The sequence below is a fragment of the Roseateles sp. genome (assembly GCF_044373315.1).
Taxonomy (GTDB): Bacteria; Pseudomonadota; Gammaproteobacteria; order Burkholderiales; family Burkholderiaceae_C; genus JACDQM01.
In genome coordinates, this window is sequence record NZ_JBILQK010000048.1 from 1 (window position 1) to 22827 (window position 22827).

At 61.1% G+C, this 22827-nt stretch carries 17 protein-coding genes and 1 pseudogene; 12 read left to right on the top strand and 6 right to left on the bottom strand.

Going from position 1 to position 22827, the window contains the following annotated elements:
• Positions 1–267: 267 nt before the first annotated feature.
• Positions 268–2472, bottom strand: coding sequence for an alpha-galactosidase (locus ACIQ67_RS12225; RefSeq protein WP_397534645.1), 2205 nt, complete (start codon positions 2470–2472; stop codon positions 268–270).
• Between ACIQ67_RS12225 and ACIQ67_RS12230 the strand changes: the two genes are divergently transcribed.
• The 6 genes from ACIQ67_RS12230 to ACIQ67_RS12255 all read left to right on the top strand — a co-directional run bounded on the left by ACIQ67_RS12230 (position 2452) and on the right by ACIQ67_RS12255 (position 10796).
• The gene (locus ACIQ67_RS12230; RefSeq protein ID WP_397534646.1) at positions 2452–3345 is read left to right on the top strand and encodes an alpha/beta fold hydrolase; all 894 of its coding nucleotides are present in this window, start codon (positions 2452–2454) and stop codon (positions 3343–3345) included. The genes ACIQ67_RS12225 and ACIQ67_RS12230 overlap by 21 nt on opposite strands.
• A gap of 3 nt (positions 3346–3348) precedes the next feature.
• Positions 3349–5298 carry a beta-galactosidase gene (locus ACIQ67_RS12235; protein WP_397534647.1) on the top strand — a complete coding sequence of 650 codons (1950 nt, stop codon included), beginning with the start codon at positions 3349–3351 and terminating at the stop codon, positions 5296–5298.
• Positions 5295–6353, top strand: coding sequence for a UDP-glucose--hexose-1-phosphate uridylyltransferase (locus ACIQ67_RS12240; RefSeq protein WP_397534648.1), 1059 nt, complete (start codon positions 5295–5297; stop codon positions 6351–6353). Before ACIQ67_RS12235 ends, ACIQ67_RS12240 begins: the two co-directional genes overlap by 4 nt.
• An 11-nt stretch (positions 6354–6364) precedes the next feature.
• Positions 6365–7534, top strand: a complete 1170-nt coding sequence (gene galK / locus ACIQ67_RS12245; RefSeq protein ID WP_397534649.1) for a galactokinase — start codon at positions 6365–6367, stop codon at positions 7532–7534.
• A gap of 65 nt (positions 7535–7599) precedes the next feature.
• A complete protein-coding gene (locus tag ACIQ67_RS12250) occupies positions 7600–8952 on the top strand; it encodes an MFS transporter (RefSeq protein WP_397534650.1) in 1353 nt (450 codons plus the stop codon).
• Between the two features lie 311 nt (positions 8953–9263).
• Entirely contained in the window at positions 9264–10796 is a 1533-nt protein-coding gene (locus ACIQ67_RS12255; protein WP_397534651.1) for a methyl-accepting chemotaxis protein, read from the top strand.
• Positions 10797–10861: 65 nt separating this feature from the next.
• Here the strand turns inward: ACIQ67_RS12255 and ACIQ67_RS12260 are convergent.
• A pseudogene (locus ACIQ67_RS12260) lies at positions 10862–10981 on the bottom strand (IS3 family transposase); the annotation flags it as partial.
• On the opposite strand from ACIQ67_RS12260, the gene ACIQ67_RS12265 reads away from it, so the two are divergent.
• Both ACIQ67_RS12265 and ACIQ67_RS12270 read left to right on the top strand, forming a co-directional pair.
• Positions 10944–11915, top strand: coding sequence for an alpha/beta hydrolase family protein (locus ACIQ67_RS12265; RefSeq protein ID WP_397534652.1), 972 nt, complete (start codon positions 10944–10946; stop codon positions 11913–11915). The pseudogene ACIQ67_RS12260 and the gene ACIQ67_RS12265 sit on opposite strands and share 38 nt — an antisense overlap.
• A gap of 333 nt (positions 11916–12248) precedes the next feature.
• Positions 12249–12623, top strand: a complete 375-nt coding sequence (locus tag ACIQ67_RS12270) for a hypothetical protein (RefSeq protein ID WP_397534653.1) — start codon at positions 12249–12251, stop codon at positions 12621–12623.
• Here ACIQ67_RS12270 and ACIQ67_RS12275 read toward each other — a convergent pair.
• From ACIQ67_RS12275 to ACIQ67_RS12285, 3 genes are all read right to left on the bottom strand, one after another.
• Positions 12575–13741 (bottom strand): acyl-CoA dehydrogenase family protein, encoded by a 1167-nt coding sequence (locus ACIQ67_RS12275; protein WP_397534654.1) that lies wholly within the window; start codon positions 13739–13741, stop codon positions 12575–12577. The genes ACIQ67_RS12270 and ACIQ67_RS12275 overlap by 49 nt on opposite strands.
• An 18-nt stretch (positions 13742–13759) precedes the next feature.
• Positions 13760–16156: a TonB-dependent receptor gene (locus tag ACIQ67_RS12280; RefSeq protein WP_397534655.1), complete on the bottom strand. Its 2397-nt coding sequence runs from the start codon at positions 16154–16156 to the stop codon at positions 13760–13762.
• Between the two features lie 152 nt (positions 16157–16308).
• Positions 16309–17658, bottom strand: a complete 1350-nt coding sequence (locus ACIQ67_RS12285; RefSeq protein ID WP_397534656.1) for a serine hydrolase domain-containing protein — start codon at positions 17656–17658, stop codon at positions 16309–16311.
• Between the two features lie 177 nt (positions 17659–17835).
• Between ACIQ67_RS12285 and ACIQ67_RS12290 the strand changes: the two genes are divergently transcribed.
• The 4 genes from ACIQ67_RS12290 (at position 17836) to ACIQ67_RS12305 (ending at position 21997) form a co-directional block, all read left to right on the top strand.
• Entirely contained in the window at positions 17836–19428 is a 1593-nt protein-coding gene (locus ACIQ67_RS12290) for an AMP-binding protein (protein WP_397534657.1), read from the top strand.
• Between the two features lie 66 nt (positions 19429–19494).
• Positions 19495–20391 carry a VOC family protein gene (locus tag ACIQ67_RS12295; protein ID WP_397534658.1) on the top strand — a complete coding sequence of 299 codons (897 nt, stop codon included), beginning with the start codon at positions 19495–19497 and terminating at the stop codon, positions 20389–20391.
• 22 nt (positions 20392–20413) lie between these two features.
• Positions 20414–21214: an SDR family NAD(P)-dependent oxidoreductase gene (locus tag ACIQ67_RS12300; RefSeq protein ID WP_397534659.1), complete on the top strand. Its 801-nt coding sequence runs from the start codon at positions 20414–20416 to the stop codon at positions 21212–21214.
• A gap of 15 nt (positions 21215–21229) precedes the next feature.
• Entirely contained in the window at positions 21230–21997 is a 768-nt protein-coding gene (locus ACIQ67_RS12305; RefSeq protein ID WP_397534660.1) for an SDR family NAD(P)-dependent oxidoreductase, read from the top strand.
• Between the two features lie 28 nt (positions 21998–22025).
• On the opposite strand, the gene ACIQ67_RS12310 is transcribed toward ACIQ67_RS12305, so the two are convergent.
• A complete protein-coding gene (locus ACIQ67_RS12310; RefSeq protein WP_397534661.1) occupies positions 22026–22766 on the bottom strand; it encodes a TetR/AcrR family transcriptional regulator in 741 nt (246 codons plus the stop codon).
• Between the last annotated feature and the right edge of the window lie 61 nt (positions 22767–22827).

Genomic DNA, 22827 nt, shown 5'->3' on the forward strand with positions numbered 1-22827 from the left:
CCCAATCCGTCCCAGAGCGTCGCAGTAAAGCGCGTCCCCGATTTGGGGTTTATTGTGGGGTTCGTGTGGGGTTTTTTGTGGGGTCTTTTTGCGTCTTCCATGATGCGAAATTTCCCAGAACGGAACCCCACATCTCCGTATGAAGGAGACGGAAATGGTGTTGGCGCCGACCGAAATTTGACCCACCGGTCAAAATTGGATCGGCGCCGACAGCCCAGCCCCTTCCATAGACAAGCGGCCACGCTGCTCGGACTGCCACCCGGCAGGTCAGCAAATCACCCGTATCTGGACCAAGACACCGCTACCCTCCCGCAGGATCGGGAGCACAAGTCCAGATGTCTGCAGGGCGCGACCGGGCAAGATCAACGAGGGCGCCGCTTCCAGGGATGTCGCAGTCTTCCCGACTCCCGGTTTCGGCCACCAAAGTGGATGAAGACTCACCAGATAGTTTCTGTCCGGCGAGAGACCAGGCACGCGCAAGGGAGCCAAAATCGCATCATGTGGCTGCCCTACTGCAATGGCACTAACTAACGCTCGACTGCCGTCGGCAGCGATAGCCAATGTTGCAGACACACTCGGGTCTGGATGGTCGATAGGCGTGATGTTCGCGGCATGCAGCCACCTGCGCTCCGCCTTGTAGACCTTGATCGCCTCTCGCAAATGATGCGCATCTTCCTCGCTCAGTTGCAAGACGTTGGCCTCAATGCCCAGGTGACCAAACAAAGCATTCAATGTGCGCGCCGGCATGTCGGAAAAGCGGCCAGTAGTGTGGCTGCGCGCGTCACCGACGTGCACACCCATCACCTCGGGCGGCAGGAAGCTAAGGAACCCGCGCTGAATCACTTGACGCTCCAATGGGTCATTGCAATCGGAGACCCAGACCCGGGAAGTCCGGCTCAGAACACCCAGATCAGCGCGAGCGCCACCGGATGCGCAAGTCTCGATCTCTAGCGCCGGGAATGCTTCGAGCAACTCATCCATCAAGGTGTACAGACCTTGCACATGCTGGCGTGCAGCGGCACACCCGTCTGGCCCTGCCGCGTGGGTCATGTCGCGGTTCATGTCCCACTTAAGAAAGCTGATCGGCGCGCTGTTCAGCAGCGCGGCAATCTGAGCGAACAAGTGATGCCTTGCGGCCGGCAACGCCAGGTTGAGCACGTACTGGTGCCGGCCCAGCGGTTGGTCCAGCCCTGGTACGCCCATGACCCAGTCGGGATGGGCCTGGTACAGATCGCTCGCCTGGCTCACGCCCTCTGGCTCGACCCAAAGCCCGAACTCCATGCCCAGCGCTCGGCAGCAGTTCGCCAGCGGCGCTAGCCCTTGCGGATAGCGCTCGGGGCATGGAACCCAATCGCCCAAACCGGCCCGGTCATCAAAGCGACCAGCGAACCAACCATCATCGAGAACGAATCGTTCAACGCCAAGCTCTGCTGCTGCCTTTGCCAATGAAGTCAAACGACGATCGTCATGGTCGAAGTACGTGGCCTCCCAGGTATTGAACTGCACCGGTCGCGGAGCGGGCATCGCCGGGAGCACACACTCGCGGATGAACCTATGCCATCTCAGGCTCAAATGTCGCAGTCCATCGTTGCTGCGAGCCATATGCAAAGTCGGACAGTCATGACTCTCCCCAGGCAGCAGAATCACTTCACCAGGTAGCAGCAATTCGCCAGCCTGAAGCTGAGCTCCTCCAAGGCGCATCCGCTGCAGCATCAGCCGGTGGTTGCCCGACCAGGCCAGCTGCACACTCCATGCTTCACCTTGTGTGGCATGGGTGCCAGATTCCATGACAACGAGGCCCGGAAAGGCGTGGTGTGAGGTTCGACCCAAGCGAGCTTCCTGCACCCACGCTGCACTGCCAATCGATTCCCGAGTCATCTGAAACTCGCCGGCCCACCGTCCGCCCAGGGATTGCTTCTCCGTCAGATGCCGCGGGATGGGCATGGCCATGGTGGCCAGGCTGTCGACAGCCAACTCATCAGCGCCCAGATTGGTAAGCCGACAATCTGCACTGAAGACGCCGCTGGCCGCATGCACACCCAAGCGCAAGCGCAGACCAAGCCCAGCTACGGTATCGCCGAGCTCAAATGCCCAACCATCTTGCGTTCGCTCGGCAGACTGCAGGATGAACTGGGTGTACAGATGGCGCCGCCCTCGCCGCACGACCAAACCGGGAGCGTCTGTAAAGCCCCGTCCAGGCTCCGGTAGCCAGGAAACATGCTCTGCAACATCCAAGCCGCCATGCGGCAGCGCCGGCTCTAGGCTGCGGGCCAGCGCTTCCAGATCGCAGTCCGTAGGCAAGGGATCGCCCCAGTAAAGCAACTGCGGCATTCGAGCCTGACGGGTCATCATGACCAGGGTCTGATCGAGGGCTTCGATGCGGTGAAAGCAAGTAGTCAAAAGCACACTCCAAGTGACTTCACACTTTCGTTTATTGTAATATCCGTCAATATGAAAAACAGTGCGATTCACTGCTCATTCCTGGCAGGATCCGGCGTTCGGTTGCACGTAGCCCAGGCGGGCCAAACGGGTTGTGGCAGCCCAGTGTTGTTGCTGCATGGTTTCCCTGACCACTGGCGCCTGTGGGAATCGGCAATGCATGCACTCGCTGGGCAGCACCATGTGATGGCGCCTGACCTACGCGGAATCAACCTGTCAGACAAGCCCCTGCCTGTCGCCGACTACGCGATCGATCACCTGGTGGATGACGTCCTAGCGCTGATCGATCATATGGGGGGGCACTGTGCCCTGGTCGGGCACGATTGGGGCGGCTTGCTGGCTTGGGTGGTGGCGGCCCGCCATCCGCAGAAGGTCGCGCGACTCGCAATCTTCAATGCCCCACACCCTTGCGTATTCGCTCGGCATTTGCGCAGCAATCCTGCGCAACGCTTAGCGTCAGAGTATGTGCTGCGTCTGTGCTCGCCCGGTACGGCAGAGCGCCTCTCCCAGAACCATTACTCGGCCCTCTGGTCGGTCAGAGCCGACGGGAAAAGCAGCGACGAATTGAATCAAACGCGCGCGCACTGCGAACAAGCCTGGTCCCAGCCTGGCGCTCTACAAGCGGCCATCAACTGGTACCGCGCGTTGCACTTTGACGCTGCACTGAAGATTGGCGTGCATGCCATACCTGATCTGGGCACTGCCAACGGACACATCGAGACGCCCACCTTGGTAGTTTGGGGCGAGCGCGATGGCTCTTTTCCAATCGAGTGCCTTGATGAGCTGCCCCAGTGGGTTCCCCGGCTAACCCTTCGGCGTGTCCCGGAAGGCGGCCACTGGCTTCTGCACGAACAGCCCGAGCGCGTCATGCCGTGGCTCACAGAATTCCTTGCCGAACGGAACTGAACTATGCGCCTGGGCGTTTGCTACTACCCTGAACATTGGCCCGAATCCTGGTGGACGGAAGACGCACGCCAGATGGTCGAACTGGGCGTGCGCCTGGTGCGCATCGGCGAGTTCTGCTGGTCGCGCGTCGAGCCTCAGCCGGGCATATTCGAATGGGGCTGGCTGGATCGCGCGGTACAGGTTCTGGCAGATGCTGGTCTGCAAATCGTGATGTGCACGCCAACTGCGACCCCCCCCAAGTGGCTGGTAGACCTAGATCCCAACATGCTCGCTGTGGGCCAGGACGGTCGCCAGCGTCGCTTCGGTTCGCGCAGGCACTATGACTTCTCCAGCAACCGCTACCTTGCTCAAGCGGGGCGCATCACCCGTGCCTTCGCCGAGCGCTACGGTCAACACCCTGCCGTAGTGGCCTGGCAGACCGACAACGAATACGGCTGTCACGACACCGTCGTCAGCCACTCACCGCAAGCAGTGCAGCGCTTTCGCCAGTGGCTGCGGCAACGCTACGGCGACGTCGCGGTACTCAATCAAGCCTGGGGCAATGTTTTTTGGAGTCAAGACTACCGCAGCTTCGACGAGATCGACTCCCCGGCTGGCACCGTGACAGAAGCCAACCCGGCGCATTGGCTTGACTACCGCCGATTCTCTTCGGACGAGGTGTTGCGGTTCAATCGCGCACAGTGCGAGATCCTTCGAAGCCTTTCACCGGGCCGGGTGCTGGTGCACAACTTCATGCAGCTGTTCACCGGCTTCGACCACCACGCAGTGGCATCAGATCTGGACGTGGCCAGTTGGGATAGCTATCCGCTCGGCGCTTTGGAGATGTTCTGGTTCAACGCCGACGAAAAGCAGCGATGGCTGCGGACCGGGCACCCCGACTTCACTGCGTTTCACCACGACCTATACCGTGGCATGTCACGCCAGCCCTTCTGGGTCATGGAGCAGCAACCCGGGCCGGTGAACTGGGCTAGCTGGAACCCTGCGCCAGCGCCCGGCATGGTGCGCCTATGGACATGGGAAGCGTTCGCACACGGCGCCGACGTGGTCAGCTATTTCCGTTGGCGCCAGGCCCCGTTTGGCCAAGAGCAGATGCACGCGGGACTCCATACGCCAGATTGCCGCCTGGACGTCGGCGGCGCTGAGGCTGCCGAAGTGGCAGCGGAACTGGCCTCGGTGCCCTACGAGTCCACTCGAGCGGCGCAGGTCGCCTTGGTCTTTGATTACGCCAGCTTGTGGCTGCTGGACATCCAACCGCAAGGGGCCGACTACAACGGCTTGCAGCTCACCTACGAGGCCTACAGCGCACTTCGCTCGCTCGGCTTCGATGTCGACATCGTGCCGCCAGACACGAACCTAGATGCCTATGCATTGGTGGTTCTGCCAGCATTGCCCTTGGTGAGCGAAGCCTTGCTGTCGAGTCTCTATTCCAGCTCAGCGCAGATCGTTCTCTACCCCCGTACCGGATCCAAGATTGATGCTGTAACGATCCCCGCGGGTTTGCCACCGGGTTCCCTGCGTCAGCTTATTGACCTGCGTGTGCCGCGTGTCGAGTCGCTGCGACCCGGCGTGAGCGAGCCCGTGCTGATCAAAGGCACGCAGCATGTGTCTAGCCGCTGGCGCGAGACTCTGGACGTCGGGCCTGGTGTCAAAGTCTTAGCGCACTACTCAGACGGGCAGGCCGCTGTGGTGCAGCAAGGCCGTACACGCTACCTGGCAGGCTGGTTCAGTGCGGATCTGCAGCGCCAGGTCATTGAGGATGCTGCCATTGACGCAGGGCTTGTGCCTGTGCGTTTGCCCCAGGGCCTGCGCATACGCCGTCGCGGGGAACTCCTGTTCAGCTTCAACTACAACGCACACCCTGTCCAGCTTACCGTACCCGACGCTGACTGGCTGCTGGGTGATGAGACCCTTCCCGCCTATGGCCTCTCGCTGGCTCGCAGACGCACACCATGACTGAACGATTCGACCCATCGCTACATTCGCATCGCCGCTTCAATCCGCTGAACGGCCGCTGGGTGTTGGTCTCACCTCAACGCAACTTGCGCCCCTGGCAGGGACAGCAAGACCCGGTAGACATCGCGCAACGCCCCACCTACGACGCCCACTGTTACCTCTGCCCCGGAAATGCCCGAGTTCAAGGTGGCGCCAATCCGGACTACCGCGGCCCGTACGTTTTTGACAACGACTTCCCTGCGCTTCAAGTGGATGCCCCTGCACCGGACGAAAACGTTGACCCGTTGTTGCGCGCTGCCCCCGCACGTGGAACGAGCCGGGTTCTTTGCTTCTCTCACGACCACTCGTTGACCTTACCAGAGCTTAGCCAAGCAGCGCGGCGCGCAGTAGTCGATACCTGGTGTGACCAGACTGCAGAGCTGGGCGCCCGATGGCCCTGGGTGCAGATTTTCGAGAACAAGGGTGCCATGATGGGCTGCTCCAACCCACACCCCCACGGGCAAATCTGGGCTACAGACAGAGTGCCAGACGAGCCAGCTACCGAGGACGCCGCCCAGCGAGACTGGTTCGCCAAGAACGGCACCCCGCTGCTGCTTGAGTATGCAGAGCGCGAGATCGCCGCACGGGAGCGTGTCGTCTGTGCCAACGAGCATTGGGTCGCTGTTGTTCCTTGGTGGGCTACTTGGCCTTTCGAGACTCTCCTAATGCCTCGGGCAAGGGTAGCCCGCATGACTGAACTTAGCGCTGCCTCGCGTGACGACCTTGCCGAACTGCTCGGAAACCTAACTGCACGTTACGACAATCTCTTCGGTTGCAGCTTTCCGTACTCGATGGGTTGGCACGGCGCGGCCTTCGACGGGCGCGACCCAAGCCCGTGGCAACTCCACGCACACTTTTACCCCCCGCTATTGCGATCGGCTCAGGTGCGAAAGTTCATGGTGGGTTACGAGATGCTCGCGGAAGCGCAGCGCGATCTCACCCCCGAACAGGCTGCTGCTGCGCTGCGTGCTACCTCGTCCGTCCACTACCGCACAGCTCGCGAGGTGTTGCCTTGAGCCGGGCTGACTTGCAGAAACGCGCTGAGGCGGCCTTCATCAGCTCGTTCGGCTCCAGTTCGACCACCAGTGTGCATGCACCCGGCCGGGTCAACCTTATCGGCGAGCACACTGATTACAACGACGGCTTTGTGCTGCCCTGCGCCATCGATCGAGGCACCGTCATTGCGGTGCGCCGCCGCACCGACCGCCGCGTGCGCGTTGTTGCACTCGACTACGGAGGAGCACGCGACGAATTTGATCTGACGCAGCCGCTCACCCCGGAAGGTGCGGTGCACTGGAGCCACTATGTGCGAGGGATGGCTGAGCAACTTGTGTCGTTCGATCCAAGTCTGCCCGGCTTGGACATGGTGATCACGGGTGACGTCCCGCAAGGTGCCGGCCTGTCCTCTTCGGCATCGCTCGAAGTCGCTGTCGGGGCCGCGTTTCGTGCCGCCGGTGGCACACCGAACCTCGACCCAACGCAACTGGCACTGCTCGCTCAGCGGGCCGAGAACGAGTTCGTCGGCTGCCAGTGCGGCATCATGGATCAGCTGGTCTCGGCACGCGGTGTAGCCGGCAGTGCGCTGCTGATCGATTGCCGCAACCTGACCACCATGCCGGTGGCCTTGCCCGAAGACGCGGCAGTGCTGATCGCACATTCGATGGTGCGCCGGGGGCTGGTCGACAGCCACTACAACGAGCGCCGCGAGGCCTGCGCTGCCGCAGCACGACATCTCGGCGTCAATGCGCTACGCGACGTCACGCTGGATCAATTGGAGACCTCAGGCCTGCCGGCGCTTACCCGGCGCCGCGCCCGCCACGTGGTTACCGAAAACAGCCGAACTCTCCGTGCTGCTGAGGTGCTTGCGCAGGGAGACCTGGCAGCAATGGCTGCCCTCATGGCAGCTTCGCATGCCTCGATGCGTAACGACTTCGAAATCACCGTGCCTGCAGTGGACCGTCTGGTCGAGCTGATCACTGACACGCTCGCGGGCGAAGGCGGTTGCCGGATGACCGGCGGTGGCTTTGGCGGTTGCGTGGTTGCCGTGCTGCCAAGGCGCCGAGTAGCAGCGGTTGAATCGGCCATCAACCTGCACTATCGATCACCCGAGGGCTTGGCGTCCAAGGTCTTCGTTTGCCAGCCCAGCGCCGGGGCAGGCGCGCTCACATCCCAGGACGAATTCGGTGCAAACACCTAGCGATATCTTTATTGACGGATGATTCAATAAGATCAATCAGCAATGAACATGTCCGGCCACAGCACATGACCCAGACGACTTCCTCTGCGCTACCGCGCTCTGCCATTTGGGCCTTCGGCTTGGTGGCAATGCCCTTGTCGACCATCGGCTTGCCGCTGACGATCTACTTAGCGCCGTTCTACGCTGGTGAGATGGGCCTATCGCTGGCCGCGCTGGGTACGGCCATGTTGATTGCGCGCTTCGCCGACATTTGTATTGACCCCTTCATTGGCGCTTTCAGTGACCGACTGCGCGGCCGATTCGGGCGCCGCAAGCCCTTCTTGGTGGTTGGCAGCATCGTGTTACTGCTGGGCATGAGCCAGCTCTTCAACCCGGGCAAGGGGGTCACCATGGTGTACTTCCTCGGGTGGCTGGCTGTGATGTATGCCGGCTTCTCGCTGATCCAAGTGCCGCATCGAGCCTGGGGGGCTGAGCTTTCGCCCTACTACGACGAACGCACCCGCATCTCATCGGTGCGACAGTTCTTCTCTACCGGCGGCCTGATCGTCTCAACGTTAGTGCCGGCCGTGGTGTTGGGGCAAGCCGGCGCGAAGTCGTCCGACGTGTTGTTCGCGCTCACGGTCATGACGCTCATCGCACTGCCCATCGTTGCAGGCATCAATCTGTATTTCACGCCCGAGCCCCCACCAACTCCCCGCCCACCGCGCGCTCGGTTTGACTGGAAAGCAAACTGGCGTGCCTTGCGCCGAAATGGCCCACTACAGTGCATCCTGCTTGTGGTGTTCATTGGATTCAGCGCCGAAACCTTTCGCCAAACACTGACCGTGTTCTTCGCCCGGGACGTGATCGGAGTGAAGAACCTTGGCCTCGTCTACGTGTACTACTTCATCAGCGCGTTCTGTGGCGTGCCGTGCTGGCGCTGGCTGGCCAAGCGCACCAGCAAGCACCAAGCCTTGGCAGCAGGGATGGTGATTGCCATCTGCACAAACCTCGGTCTCTTTTTGTTGGGCAAGGGCGACACGGCTCTCTTCACAGCCATGTTCATCCTGAAGGGCTTCTGCTTCGGCGCCCTCGATCTACTTCCAGCCGCGATGCTGGCAGACGCGGCTGACGTCGACTCCGCGATCACCCACAAGTCTCGCAACGGGCTGCTATTCGCAGTATTCGGAGTAGTGACCAACCTGGGCCAAGCCGTGGGCCAGGGTGCCTCGCTCAACGCGCTGTCTTGGGTGGGCTACCGTGCGGCGGGCGAGACGGACCCGTCTGCATTGGCCTCACTGAGTCTGCTGTACGCGGTGGTGCCGAGCCTGGCGCTCGCCTTAGCAATGTTCATAGCGCTGCGCTACAGCCTGACGGCGAATCGCCACGAAAACCTGCGCATTTTTCTGCAGAGGCGCAAGTCGCTGTCAAACACGTAACGCCAACGAAGGTACCGGCGACAAGCGAATCCTCTTGCCTCTGCAATTCCGGACTCCGTACCGGTTCGGCCACCCAGTCAGCTTGTTGAAGGTCGCCATCCAAGCAATTTGGCGCTTGCCCGTCGACAAAAGTTGTTGTTCGGCTACGTCAATTGCACAAGTGGGAGAAGTAAGTGAAGACACTAGGCCAACTCTTTAAGAGCGCCCTAATCTGTACGTCCGGCTCTGCAGTCTTTCTAGCATATGCCGTCTATATGGTCGGGGTAGCCGACCACAAGCTCAATAAGGTGCACGAGTCGCGGCACCTATCTATGCTGCTTGCAGACGAACTGCGCCAGAGTTCGGACGATCTGACCCGCCTGGCTCGCACTTACGTAGTTAGCGGAGAAGCAATGTGGGAGCAGCAGTATTTTGAAGTGCTTGATATCCGTAACGGCAAGAGGCCACGCCCACAGGGATACGAGAAGATTTACTGGGACTATCGCGCAGCCAAGACACAACCTGTACGCGCTGGCCCCGAAGGCAAGGTCAGCACCATGCCGCTGCTAGACCGAATGAAGGCCGCGGGCTTCTCGGAAATGGAGTTCGCCAAACTCAAAGAAGCAGCTACCAACTCCGACGATCTGGTAAGGACTGAAACCATCGCAATGAACCTTGTCAAGGGCCTGTACGACGACGGGCAAGGTGGCTTCACGAAAAAGGGGGAGCCTGATCTGACAAGAGCTAAGGCCATGATGCACGATGCAACCTATCACGCATACAAAGTCAAGATCATGCAGCCGGTAGACGAGTTTCTGGACTTACTAGACCAGCGCACAAGCTCAGCAGTGGCTGCCGCGACTGCCACACGTGATCTTTGGTACGGGATCTCCCTTGCGGGCGTGGCTGCTCTGGTGCTGTCATCTATCGGTTCGCTAGTCTATGCACAGTCCTGGATAAGGGGAAAGTTGGGCACTGAACCGAATGATCTCGTTGGGGCAATGCAGAAACTTGCCCAAGGCAACCTCACAGTCAGCCTTGTCAACAAAGCTGAGAGCACTCACAACGTGCTGGGCTCCCTTTGTCTCATGGCTGAGAGCTTCTCTCGATCTGTGGCATCGGTTCGTGTTTCGGCCAATAGCGTGGCAACGTCCAGTACACAACTCACCCAAGCCAACCAAGTTCTATCGTCCCACACCGAACAGCAGGCAAGTACGCTGCAACAGACAGCTGCGACGATGGACGAATTGGGCACAACAGTGCAGAACAACTCCACAAATGCAATGCAAGCAGATCAACTCGCTCAACGGGCCTCTGCTGTTGCCTCGCAAGGCGGCGATGTCGTTGGCCGAGTAGTCGCGACCATGCAGGGCATCAATGAGAGCAGCCGAAAGATCGGGGACATCATCAGTGTGATCGATGGAATCTCCTTCCAGACAAACATCCTTGCACTGAACGCCGCAGTCGAAGCTGCTCGCGCTGGCGAACAGGGCCGCGGCTTTGCCGTGGTGGCCTCCGAAGTGCGGAATCTTGCCCAGCGAAGTGCCGAGGCAGCCAAAGAGATCAAGACGCTGATTGGGCGCAGCGTTGACCAAGTTGAGCAGGGCACGGAACTTGTGGATCTGGCTGGAAAGACCATGGCCGACATCGTGACGTCGATCCACCGCGTGAGCGAGATCGTGACTGAGATCGCAAGTGCAAGCAACGAGCAGAGCAAAGGAGTTCAGCAAATTCGCGCGGCAATTGGACAGATGGACCATGCCACGCAGCAGAACGCAGCGCTTGTCGAGGAAGGCGCCGCAGCGGCAGTTAGCCTGGAGGCCCAGGCTCGACAGCTAGTGCAGGCCGTAGCCGCGTTCAAGTAGATCCGATCCAGCGCCTTTAGCAGCTTCGCCTCAGACATGCCCATGCCGCCGAACGCTTCACGCCAGCGAAATAAGGGCTGCTCAGTGATGCTGTGGCGCCAGCAGACCTCGCGGATCGGCTCCTGCCTGCTCTCCGCTTCGCGCAGGATGCGCACCGCTTGCTCGTCGATTATTCGCTTCTTCATGAGTTCTCCTCATCTCAAGATTGCAAGAGAACTCACCTTCTCGCTGGCCACAGGAAACGCTTCAGGTCAGCACCGCCTCTCACCGATGGAGATTCATTTGAAACAGCTACTGATGAAGCGCGCGGCCCTTGCCGCCTTCTTGGCAAGCAGTCTCTTGCACGGCGTCACACATGCACAGGCCATCGGCCCTGATCCGACGGCCGCCAGCCTCGCAGCAGACGGCCCATTTGCAGTCAGCACCCAAACCGCCAACCGCGCCACAGGCTTTGCCGGAGGCACGATCTATGTGCCCAACGCTGCGGGCAAGTACGCCTTGGTGGCCTTCTGTCCTGGCTTCACAAACTCACAGTCGGCTGTTGCTACCCTTGGCCGACGTTTGGCCACCCACGGCTTCGTCGTGGTGACCATGAATACCAATAGCGTTTTTGACTTCCCGGCCAGTCGGGCGACGCAATTGATCGCTGCACTCAACAGCGTCGCGGCCATCAGCACCGGACCGATTGCCGGCAAGGTGGACGCCACGCGCCGCTTGGTCGCCGGCTATTCGATGGGAGGAGGCGGCACGCTGATTGCAGCACGCCGCAACCCGTCGCTGCGCGGCGCGATTGCCCTTGCGCCATGGAGCGACAACGACAAAAACTTCTCCACCAACACTGTACCCACGACCATCGTCGGTGGGTCTGCGGACACGACGGCTCCGCCCAGCGCCCATGCCAATGTGTTCTACAACAGCATGCCCACGACCACGAAGAAGCTGCTGGCCATCATTAATGGGGCCACACATTCCTTCCCGACCACGAGCACGCCCAATCAGCCGGCCAGCGGCTACCAGATTGCCTGGAGTAAACGGTTCGCTGATCAAGACGTCAGATACAGCCCCTTCCTGGTGACAGATTCGCGCCTGTCGTTGTTCGCGTCAACCGGCCCCTTCTAATGCGCAGCGTGTCCGGCCTCAGCAGAAGCGTCCGCCCCGCGCCTGGCAACTAGCAGGGGATGCGCTGTGGGCTCATCGCATCGCGTTCTCGTGCTTGGACTTGCGGCGCTGCTTGGCAGCGCATGGCTTTGGACGGGCACAAGTCCAGACGAAACGGAGCCCGCCCAACTACCAGCCGGCTCAAACGCTGAACGGCAGCCAGCGCGAACACTGGCGCCTGCGTCGGCACCGGAGTTCCAGCCATGGGCTGGACCCCATGCTGCTGCGTCGGCCAGCTCGCCAACCCAATCGGAGACGGTCATTGCCGGTGATGAATCATCTGACACCTTGCGCTTGCGCCTCGATGCGCAACGGCGCTTGGTGATAGACGAGGCCACCCGACTTGACGTTGAGAAGCTCTTCGCCCTCAACGAGCCAGTCGCACGCATTCGCAAGCAGCGCATCCTTGAGGCAAGCCTGCCGCCAGAAGCCGCGCGCGAGTTCGCAGCACTCATGTCTCGCTACGACCATTACCAGGAGGCGCAGTTTCAGCAGCTCCCCCCAGGTCAAGCCGTGAACTCGCGAGCTGACGCCATGGCACAGTTCGATCGGCTGCGCGCACTTCGGGTCCTGTACTTCGGCGCGCCCCTCGCGGAGCAGCTCTATGGCGCTGAGGAGGCTCAGCAGCTCAAGCTGCTAGCGCAGTTCCCCATCGATCCGAGACCATAGGGCACCTGGCTCTGCGCAGCGAACTGCCGCAGATGGTGATCCACATTGCCGAGGTGGGCGTCCAAGGAGAGCAAGCGCTTGAAGGCGTGCCCCACCACGATTTCGTCCGACATGCCCATGCCGCCATGAAGTTGAACCGCCTGCTGGCTCACGAAGCGGCCGACCTTGCCGACCTGCACCTTCAGGCCCGACAGCACACGGTTCACGTCAGCATGCCCTTCCGCGAGCTGGATCGTGGCCAAGAGCACCATCGAACGCAACTGCTCGGCCTGCATGAACATGTCCACCATTCGGTGACGCAACACCTGGAAATGAGCCAATGCCAGGCCGAACTGGCGCCGCGCCCGAGTGTAGGAAAGCGTCTGTGCAAGCAGTAAATCAACCAGGCCAACGGCCTCGGCCCCAAGGGCGGCCAAACCGACCTGGTTCGCGTGGTTCAGCAATTCGACGGCATGACCAGGTTCGCAAAGGCGGGCTTCGTCCCGGACATAGACGTTGAACAGTGTCAGATTGGCGCCTCGGCCTCCGTCCACGAGCGGGTAGATGTGGCGAGTTAACCCAACGCTATTGGCGTCGACCCAGAACAGACACAGGCCACCCGGCGCTTGCGCTGACACGATGAAGGCCTTCGCCGCATCGCCGCCAAGCACCACGCACTTTTCGCCCTGCAAACACCAGCCGTCACCGGCCGGCTCAGCGGTGCTCCGAACGAGGTCTCGCGCATACGGCGCACTGACCTCATCACAAGCCATGGCCAAGCGGCACCGGCCCTCGATCAAATCGGCGATCCGTGCAGTCCGGCTGTGGCCGTATGTGCTGCGACGTAGCACCTCACCGGCCTGGACCACCGACTGCAAATAAGGCTCGGCCACCAGCCCGTGGCCGAGAGCCTCCATCAACAGCATCGTCTCCAGCGGGCCGCCATCCAGCCCGCCGTCCGCCGCCGCAAAGGGCAGCGCGAGCCAACCCATGTCGGCCATGCCGGACCATAGCTCCTCTGCAGGCTGACGCCCTGCCGAACGCCAGCGCCGCCAGGACTCAAAACTGCATCGCTCTCGCACGTAGCGAGTGGCGCTGTCCTTAAGCAGTCGCTGCTCGTCAGTCAGTTCGAAGTCCATCTGGCGCTGCCTAGCCGATCAGAACTTGTACTCGACCTGAACGCCGAAGGTTCGCGGATCCAGCAGTCGTACGTTGCGGTAGCTCCCGATGAGCGCGTCCTCGATAACGATGCTGGTGATGTTGTTCGCATCACTCAGGTTCTTGACGTAGGCCTTCACCTGCACAGTGCCCTTCGGGTTGGCAAAACGCAGTTGCAGATTGGTCACGCCCCAAGCACGGATCAAGTCAGTAGGGGTGTTGAACTCGCGCGCGAAGTACTTGTCTTGCCACACATAGTCCAGACGCGAGGTCATCGTCCAGCCAGTGTCAAGCAGACCGGCGGTGTACTGAGCGCCAAGCTTGATCTTGGTCTCTGGTGCACTTGGCAGCTTGTTTCCTGCCAGGTTGACGGCCACTTCCGGAGTCTTGCTGGTCAGTCTCTGGCCGGGGTTAGAAGCATCCACGGTGAGAAAGTCACCAATCTTGGTGTTGAGCAATGACAGGTTGGCGTCCAGCAGCCAGGAGCGCGATGGAGCGAACAGCAGTTCCACTTCTGCGCCGGAAGTCTTGGCGTCCGCGTTGGCCGTTATGGCTGAGCCTGCGATGCGCTGACCCAGTTGCATGTCTTTGTAGTCGTTGTAGAAGAGAGAAGCGTTCACCCGCAGTGTGCCGTTCATCCATTCGCTCTTGAGCCCCATTTCGTAGGCAGTGACCTTCTCGGGGTCGAACGTCGGATTCTTGGCATTGCCGGCATTGAATCCACCGCCCTTGTAGCCAGAGGCTACCGTTCCGAACAGCATGACGTCCTTGGACAAGCGGTAATCGAGCGAACCACGACCTGTCCACCAGGACGCATCAATCGTCGGTTTCTGAGTAAAGGGTTGCGAGCCAGTCAGCACGATATTGCGAGACAAGGTGTCACGCTTTTCGGTGCTGTAGCGTGCGCCCACAGTAGCGCGCAAATCTTCGCTGAATTTGAGTTGGCCTTCCCCAAACCAAGCCGAGGCCTTGGTCGTCGCTTTGACGGTCTCGCCGTTGATGAACCAGGTTTCCGCTGGGCGCCCCAGTGCCTTCTGGAACAGTTCGAAGAACGGATGCCAAATGAAGAAGCCACCACTGCCCTCGCTTTCGTAGTGGAACAGGCCCGTGGAGTATGTAAAGAGCCCCTTCCCCTTGGATGCCACGCGAAGTTCATGGGACGTCGTCTTGTTTTCACCGGTCGAACTATCGGTCGTCAACAGCTGGTCTGTCGTCACAGTCACATTGCGCGACATGTTGTAGGTGACCGGTTTCGCAAACCTGAAGGGCAATGCAGCGTTATCCCAATCCGTGTTTTGCTCGGTACTGGATTTGGAATAGCCACCAATGTAGGTCAACGTGATCGGCTCAAACTCGTGACTGAGCTCGAGGGTCGCAGACGTCTGTTTCATACGAAACGTCGCGTCAAAGTCAGCCGCCACTGCGCGCAGGTCTGCCGGGTTAGGTGCACCGGCGTAGATATTGCTGCCTGCTTTGACCAGCCCTGCGGGGGTGAGCACGGCGTTGGCCAGGGTCTTGAAGACTGTCGCGTTGTAGTCTGGTGAATCAAAGCCCAATTGGTTCGGGCTGCAACCCAGCACCGCATCAGCTTTGCACTGCCGCTTAGCTTCACGGGTTCGCGAGCTGTTCTCGTCGTACATCGCCAGCATCAAGTTGGCTTCGGTGTTCTCTCCCAAGAACAGACGCGTCGAACTGCGCACGCTGTACTGATCGCGCCCGTCCACGCGATTGCCCGTTGCCTCGTTGTGGGTAAAGCCATCTCGCTTGAGCACGTAGCCGGCGAAGCGCTGGCTCAGATCACTTGTAACAGGGATGTTCAACATGCCGGCAACACGGCGCCCATTGAAGTTGCCCAGTTCCACAGACATGTTGCCGCCGAACTCATTCGTCGGGCGCTTGGTAAACACGGACAGCGCGCCGCCCGTGGTGTTGCGCCCAAAGAGTGTGCCCTGAGGGCCGCGAAGCACTTCGACGCGGTCCATGTCGAACAGTTCGTCGTACGGAACGAAGCCGATCGTGGCCCCGTTGACAGCAAGACCTACGCCGTTGTCACCTCCAAGCGAGGCGTTGCCAATCCCGCGAATGGTGAAGCGGTCGTTGCCCGTAAGCACAGCATTGGGGATTGAGAATTGCAGGTCGGCCGCGCCGCTGATCTTCGCTCGCTCGATCGAATCGGCGGAGAAGGCGCTCACCGCCACAGGAACCGACTGAGCCGCCTCTGCGCGCTTGCGCACTGTCACGATGACAGTGTCCAGCGCGGCGGGCTGCTCCTGTGCCGCTGGCGTGCTGACCTCCGACTGCGCGCGGCCGGCACATGGCGCCACCAAGGCGGCAACTGCCAGTGCCAAAAGAGTGGGGCGGGGAAAGCGGGGCGAACCCGAACTGGTACTCAGCATCAATGTCTCCTTGCGACGATGTGCGCTGCTTGCGCTTGTGGGTGGCGGCCGGTGCTCGCCTTGTTGCTCAGGTGGCCCGGCCTCTTGTTGTACTAACCGTCAATTAGACTATTTGGGCAGTCTCCGTCTGTCAATAGTTGTTTGCCAGATCGTCAATAAGACGTCGGTAAGGGCTGCGTCTTGAACTTCGGGGGAGGCCTATACAGCGTGTCCAGCAACTCAGCAAAGTAGGGGCCGACATCACCCCCGAACACCTGCGTCATCAGCACTCCCGTGATGCCACGGCCAGGATCCACCCAGAAGTAGGTAGACGCTGCGCCTCCCCAAAAATAGCCATCGAGCGGCAGTGCCGCCGGCGCTCCTTCAGGCGATTCAAACGTAGCAAAGCCAAGGCCGAAACCCATGCCGCTTTGCTCAAGGATGGTGTCTCGCAATGCAGGTGCATCGATCTGGTTGTGTGTCATCGCGGCCACAGTGTCTCGGCGCACCAGTCGCACGCCGTCCACTTCTCCGCGTCGCAGCATCATCCACAGGAAGCGTTGGTAGTCTGCGGCCGTTGACACCAAGCCCGCGCCGCCAAAGTCGGCCACCCGGCGGGCCGCGAACACGCTGTGCGCAGGATCATCAGCAAGGCTGAAGCTCGACGGCGCAACCGTCTTCATGTCCACTCGAAAAAAGAGGCCAGTGCCCCGTGGCGCCAAGGCCGGTGCCAGATAGGAAGCGGTCAAACGGTTCAGTTGCTCGGGCGCGGGTTGGAAACTCGTGTCTTGCATCGCCAGGGGCTTGAGCAGTTTCTCTGCCATCGCATCACGCAGTCTCCTGCCCATGACGACCTCAACCATACGACCCAGCACATCAGTTGCACTGCCATAGCTGTAGCGCGAGCCGGGCTGGGCCAGCATTGGAATTGCTGCAATGCGCTGCGACAAGTCGGCCAGCGACTCGATCGCCGGGCCGCCATCCGCAGGGACAATTTGATTGCCCCCGCCATGGTCGATGCCGCGCTGCACATACATGCGGCTTACTGGGTCAGGCTGCGCTGAGATGTAGGTCAAACCCGCCGTGTGTCTGAGCAGATCTCTAACGGTAACCGGCCGCTGCGGTGGCACTGTCTCGGGAGGGAACATCGCGCTGCCGTTGTGCACCGTCGCCATGGAAAACTCAGGCAAATAGCGCGCTACCGGGTCGTCGATCGACAAGCGCCCCTCCTCAGCGAGCATCATTACCAGCAGGCTGGTCAGCGGCTTGGTCATTGAGTAAATGCGAAACAGACTGTCGAGCTGCATGGGCCGGCTCCGAGCAACATCTGAGAGCCCAACGGCAGCCTGCAGCCAGGGCCTTCCATCACAACGCACGTCAATCACTACGCCAGGCGCGTGACCCCGTTCGACCAGGTTTTGCACGAGATTGCGCAAGCGTTCACCATCGGCAGGCCGAAGTCCACACTCGCGGTCGGCCGCATGGACCGTCATGCTGGCCAGGGCCAGCATGATCGCGAACAAACGAGCTGTTCTCAGAATCGGCATAGGAGCGTTCACGTCTGGTGCTGGGCGCGGGCTGATGCGGCTTCCGCCAGGACAAGCCCTATGGACAGGATGATTTTGTTACTGTACAAATCGTCAATAAGAGTACGGCAACACATCGAACGCCGTCAATTGGATCCAACGCTTGCCGCCTGAATGACTGAACAGAACGAACAGCCCTTGCCGCCGCGAACCATCGACTTTCGGCCACATGCAGAGGAACTGCGTACGCTGGCGCAGACGTGGACGCAGTCCTCCCTATTCGCCCGTCTCGACCCTGATGGAATCGCAGTGATTGCCCCACATGGGCAACGCACGTTTGCGCAGTTGCACGCGCACGCCAATCGTCTGTCGAATTGGTTCCGCGCCCACGGGCTGGTTCCCGGAGATGCTGTCGCGCTGCTCTGTCGCAATCGCGCCGAGTTCATCGAAGTACTGCTCGCCACGCTGCGCAGCGGCTTGCGTCTGACTCCCATCAATTCGCACATCACTCACGAAGAGGCTCGGTACATCGTGCAGGACTGCGGTGCCCGCGCTCTTGTGGTGGAAGATTCTCTTGACGCGCCTTGTCTGGCGTTCGACGGCCTATGCCGCTTGGTGATTGATGGGGTAGGCCCGGAGAACTACGCCGAGGGCCTTGCCGGGAGCGATGTGCGCGTACTGCAGCCCCCCCAAGCGGGCACGTTGATGCTTTACACCTCAGGCACCACTGGTCGCCCCAAAGGCGTCTTCAGTGGTCGCCCCGATGTGGTCGAGCCGCAGTTCGCCGGTACGCTGGTGAACTACCGCCCTGGCGACATGGCGATGTGCTGCGGTCCGGCCTACCACGCGGCACCGCTCCTGTCTGACATTCGTTGGCCGCTCGCATCCGGCGTGCCGATCTTGATGATCGAGAAGTGGGATTCCCAGCAGGTGTTAAAGCTCATGGCGCAGCACAGGGTCAGCCACGCGCACATGGTACCCACCATGTTCCAGCGGCTGCTCGCGCTGGAACCAACCATACGCACCAGCTTTGACCTGAGTGCCTTGCGCTTTCTGGTGCATGGCGCGGCCCCCTGCCCTGTCGAGTTGAAGCGCGCGATGATCGACTGGGTCGGCCCCGTCCTGTATGAGTACTACGCGGCCACCGAGGGTGGCAACGACCTCCTCGTCGACTCCCATCAGTGGCTACTCAAGCCCGGCACCGTCGGCCAAGTGAATCCCGCGCTGGGCACTTGCATCCTCGACGACTCGGGCCAGGAAGTCGGCCCTGGCGTGATCGGGCGCGTCTACTTTGCGGCACCGGCAGTGGGCCGCTTCGAGTATTACCGCGATCCTGAGAAGACTGCAGCGACATACGAGGGCAATCGCTTCACGCTGGGCGACATGGGATACGTGGATGCCGACGGCTTTCTCTTCCTGACGGGGCGGGCCGCTGAATGCATCATCTCGGGAGGCGTCAACATCTATCCAGTCGAAGTAGACCAGACCCTTCTGCGCCACCCAGCTGTGCGCGAGATATGCACGGTTGGGGCGCCCGATGACGAGTGGGGCGAGCGCGTCGTCGCGGTGGTCGTCGTCGCCCCGGGGTATACGCCGAATCACAAGCTTGCCGCCGAATTGACGGCTTTCGCCGCACAGCACTTGGCGCGCTTCAAGTGCCCACGACAGATTGTTTTTGACACCGCGCTGCCACAGACGGCAACCGGCAAGCTGTTGCGCAATCAGGTCCGCCAGCGCTTCTGGCAAGGCCGAGACAAAGCCATCTGAGGTCTGCGCCACAGCCCTATGAATTGCCGCACGAAACCAGCATCGCCCATCGTCGGGCTACACCACGTGGCGCTCGCCGTCCGTGACATCGAGTCTGCCACGCGCTTCTACACCGAGGCGCTCGGCTGCACGCCGTGGAAAGAAGCGGAGCGGCTATCGCTGGCCGAACAGGCCGTCGCCCTGCGCTGGCCAAACGCGGGACTGCTGCTGCTGCCCGCAGAGACTGCCCTGCCACTGGTGGACCGGCCTGTCTGTGAGGCAGGCATTGCCCACGTTTGCATTCAAACCCCCGCCATCGTTCCGGTAGTAAATCGCGCCAAGGCGCGAGGCGCCGAGTTGCATAGCGAGCCCATCGATCTCGGGACGGGCTTTTTGTACTGCTACGCACGAGACCCCGAGAGAAACGTCATCGAAGTCGAGTGCGTGGCTCCCGTCTGGCCGGATGAGCAACCATGGTTGGCACACGCCAATATCGTCACCCATGATCTGCGTCGCTTGGTCGGCTTCTACAGCCGGCTTCTTGGCGTGGAGGCTATCCGCAGCCCCCTGCTGCGTGACGACAAGCGCTTGGACACCATTGCCGACCTGACCGACGTCCAGCTACGCGCAGCCTGGCTCAACCCAGGTAACGCGCAGCTTGAGTTGATGCAGTACCTCCAACCGGCGACAGGCGCCAAAACAGGCCGGCGCGAGTCTGGCGCACCAGGCTTCGCCTACGTCGCATTCGAAGTCACCGGCCTGGCCGAGGCCTGCGAACACCTCAAGGAAAGCGGCGGCGATTTCGTCGACGCACCAACGCCGGGCGCAACACAAGCCTGGGGCATGGACCCCGACGGCAACCGCGTGCTGTTGCTCGACCTAGGCGCCTTCTCAGATGCAGGCCTGCGCATCAGTACCCTCGCCGATCCTCAAATCACTCAGCGCTTCTCTGCCGCACGTGCTGCCTTGGCTCCTGCCTCTTGAGGCGAGTGTCTCTCTCACCCTAATGTCCTCACGCTACATGACCACATCTTCTCCTTCGCCTGCCTCAGCCAACCAGCTCTTGGGCCGGGTGGCCTTGGTCACCGGTGCAGCACGCGGCATCGGGCTTGCCACTGTGTCGCAGATGGCCCAGTCCGGCATGCGCATAGTGGCCTTTGACCGCCCCGGGGCTGACTGGGCCGAAGTGCGCCTAGCCGGCGCCAGCGAGCTACTTGAAGTCGAAGGCGACGCGGGCAGCAGCGCTGACTGGGAACGTCTGCTTCGAAGAACGCTGGAGAGGTTTGGACAGCTTGACGTGCTGGTGAACAACGCCGGAATCTCAGGGGCCATTTGCCCCCTGATTGACTACCCGGATGAGATCTTCGACGAAGTCATGCGCGTCAATGCGCGCGGCGTTTTTCTCGGCATGAAGCACGGCGCCAGGGCCATGAAGGGACGTGGTGGATCCATCGTCAACGTGTCCTCGGTATCCGGCATTGGCGGCGGACGCTTTGTCGCCGGCTACACGGCCAGCAAGCACGCCGTGGTGGGGATGACCAAGCTGGCCGCGACAGAACTCGCCGCAGACGGAATCCGCGTCAACGCCATCTGCCCCTCGCCAACATCCACCGAGATGACCTTGGCGATGGAGCGCGAATCCCATGACCCGGACGCCGTTCGCCGGGCTATGACTCGCGTAATTCCCTTGGGCAGGTATGCCGAGGCCAGCGAGATTGCAAACCTCATCCTCTTTCTAGCCAGTGACGCGTCATCGTTCATGACCGGAACGGCTATTCCCATCGACGGTGGCCTGAAGGCTGCTTGAACAGGAGCGTTAAACATGGATCTTGAACTTAAGGGGCGCCGCGCGCTCGTCACTGGCGGCAGCCGCGGCATCGGCCGGGCCATTGTCGAAGCCTTGGCTGCAGAGGGTGTAAATGTCGCGTTGTGTGCCCGTGGCGAAGCGGGCGTCAACGAGGCGGTGGCAGCAGCGCGTGCGCATGGCGTGCAGGCCTACGGCCAAGCACTCGATGTGCGCGATAGCGCCGCCATGGAGGCTTGGTTCAGTGCTGCCACACAGCAACTCGGCGGCCTGGACATGGTCATCAGCAACGTCTCCACTCGCCCCACTGAGCGGGGCGATGCAATGTGGCGTGAGGCACTGGAGGCCGACCTTCTACAGCACATTCGCTTGGCCGAATTGGCAGTGCCGGTGCTACTCACCGGGCAGAAACCCAGCCTGCTCTTCATCGCCTCAGTTGCATCAGTCATGACCCAATTGCCGCCCGTTGAAGCGGCCTACGGTCCGATGAAGGCCGCGCTCATCCACTATGCCGGCCAGCTTGCCTCGCGCAACGGTCCGGTCGGCTTGCGGGTAAATACGGTCTCGCCTGGCCCCGTCTTCTTCGAAGGCGGCGAGTGGGATCGGATGCGCGTCAGCAAACCTGCACTTTATGCCGCGGTCAGCAAGCTCCCGGCACTCGGCCGACTGGCCACGCCAGAAGAGGTGGCCAAGGCAGTCGTCTTCCTGTCCAGCCCTGCTGCGTCCTACATCACTGGCTCCAACGTTCGTATGGACGGCGGCTCCATCAAGACGGTCAATTTCTGAAGGTCCCTTGATGCGGCTCCCGAGAAAGTCAACCGCGGGATCGACGCGCCGGCGCTTTGCGTGCTGCCGGCTTTGCCCCCTTGGTGGCCGGCTGCGTTGTTGCCTTTACGGTCTTCGGCGCGCTCGCCGTCTTGCCATAGGCTCGGGCCAATGCTTCACCGCCGCCCAACAACAGAGTCACGCAAATACTGGTCGCGAAATCCACGTCGTCATGCGAGTTGGACAGATGCTGGGCCGCCGCTTCAGTCATCGCCATCTGCATGTCGACGGCTGTGGTCGCCACGTCCCTGGGCAGGCCATATTCCTTAGCCACCTGGCGCGACATAAAGCGCAACGCTTCATCGCGCTGGCTCAAATGCTGGTCTGCCACAGTCCGTGCCACCGCCGACTCCGCCCAAAGTCGCTGCAACAGGGCACCCCGTTCCTTAACTTGAGCCACATACGTTCGCGTCGTGCGGTAGACCAAGTCCCGGAAATCCGTCGCCGCATTGATTTCCCGCAACTGACGCTCACGCAAGACCTGCATCTCCCGCTCCAACAAGGCGCGCAGCATGTCATTGCGATTGGGGAAGTAGTTGTAAATCAGTGCCTTGCTGATACCGGCTTCACGGGCCAAGCGTTCCATGGAGAGCTCGGTAAACCCCTCCTCGATGATCAGTCGCGCCGCGAAATCGAGGATCTGACCGGCGCGCTCCTCGGGCGCCAGACGTTGACGGCGACGTGGCGCCACATCGGTGCTGGTCTTGGTTCGTGCGGTAGAAGTGGGCATGGCAGGCGACCGATTCCTTTACTGACGTACCGTTCAATTATGTCGGCATCGCGCGTTCGCG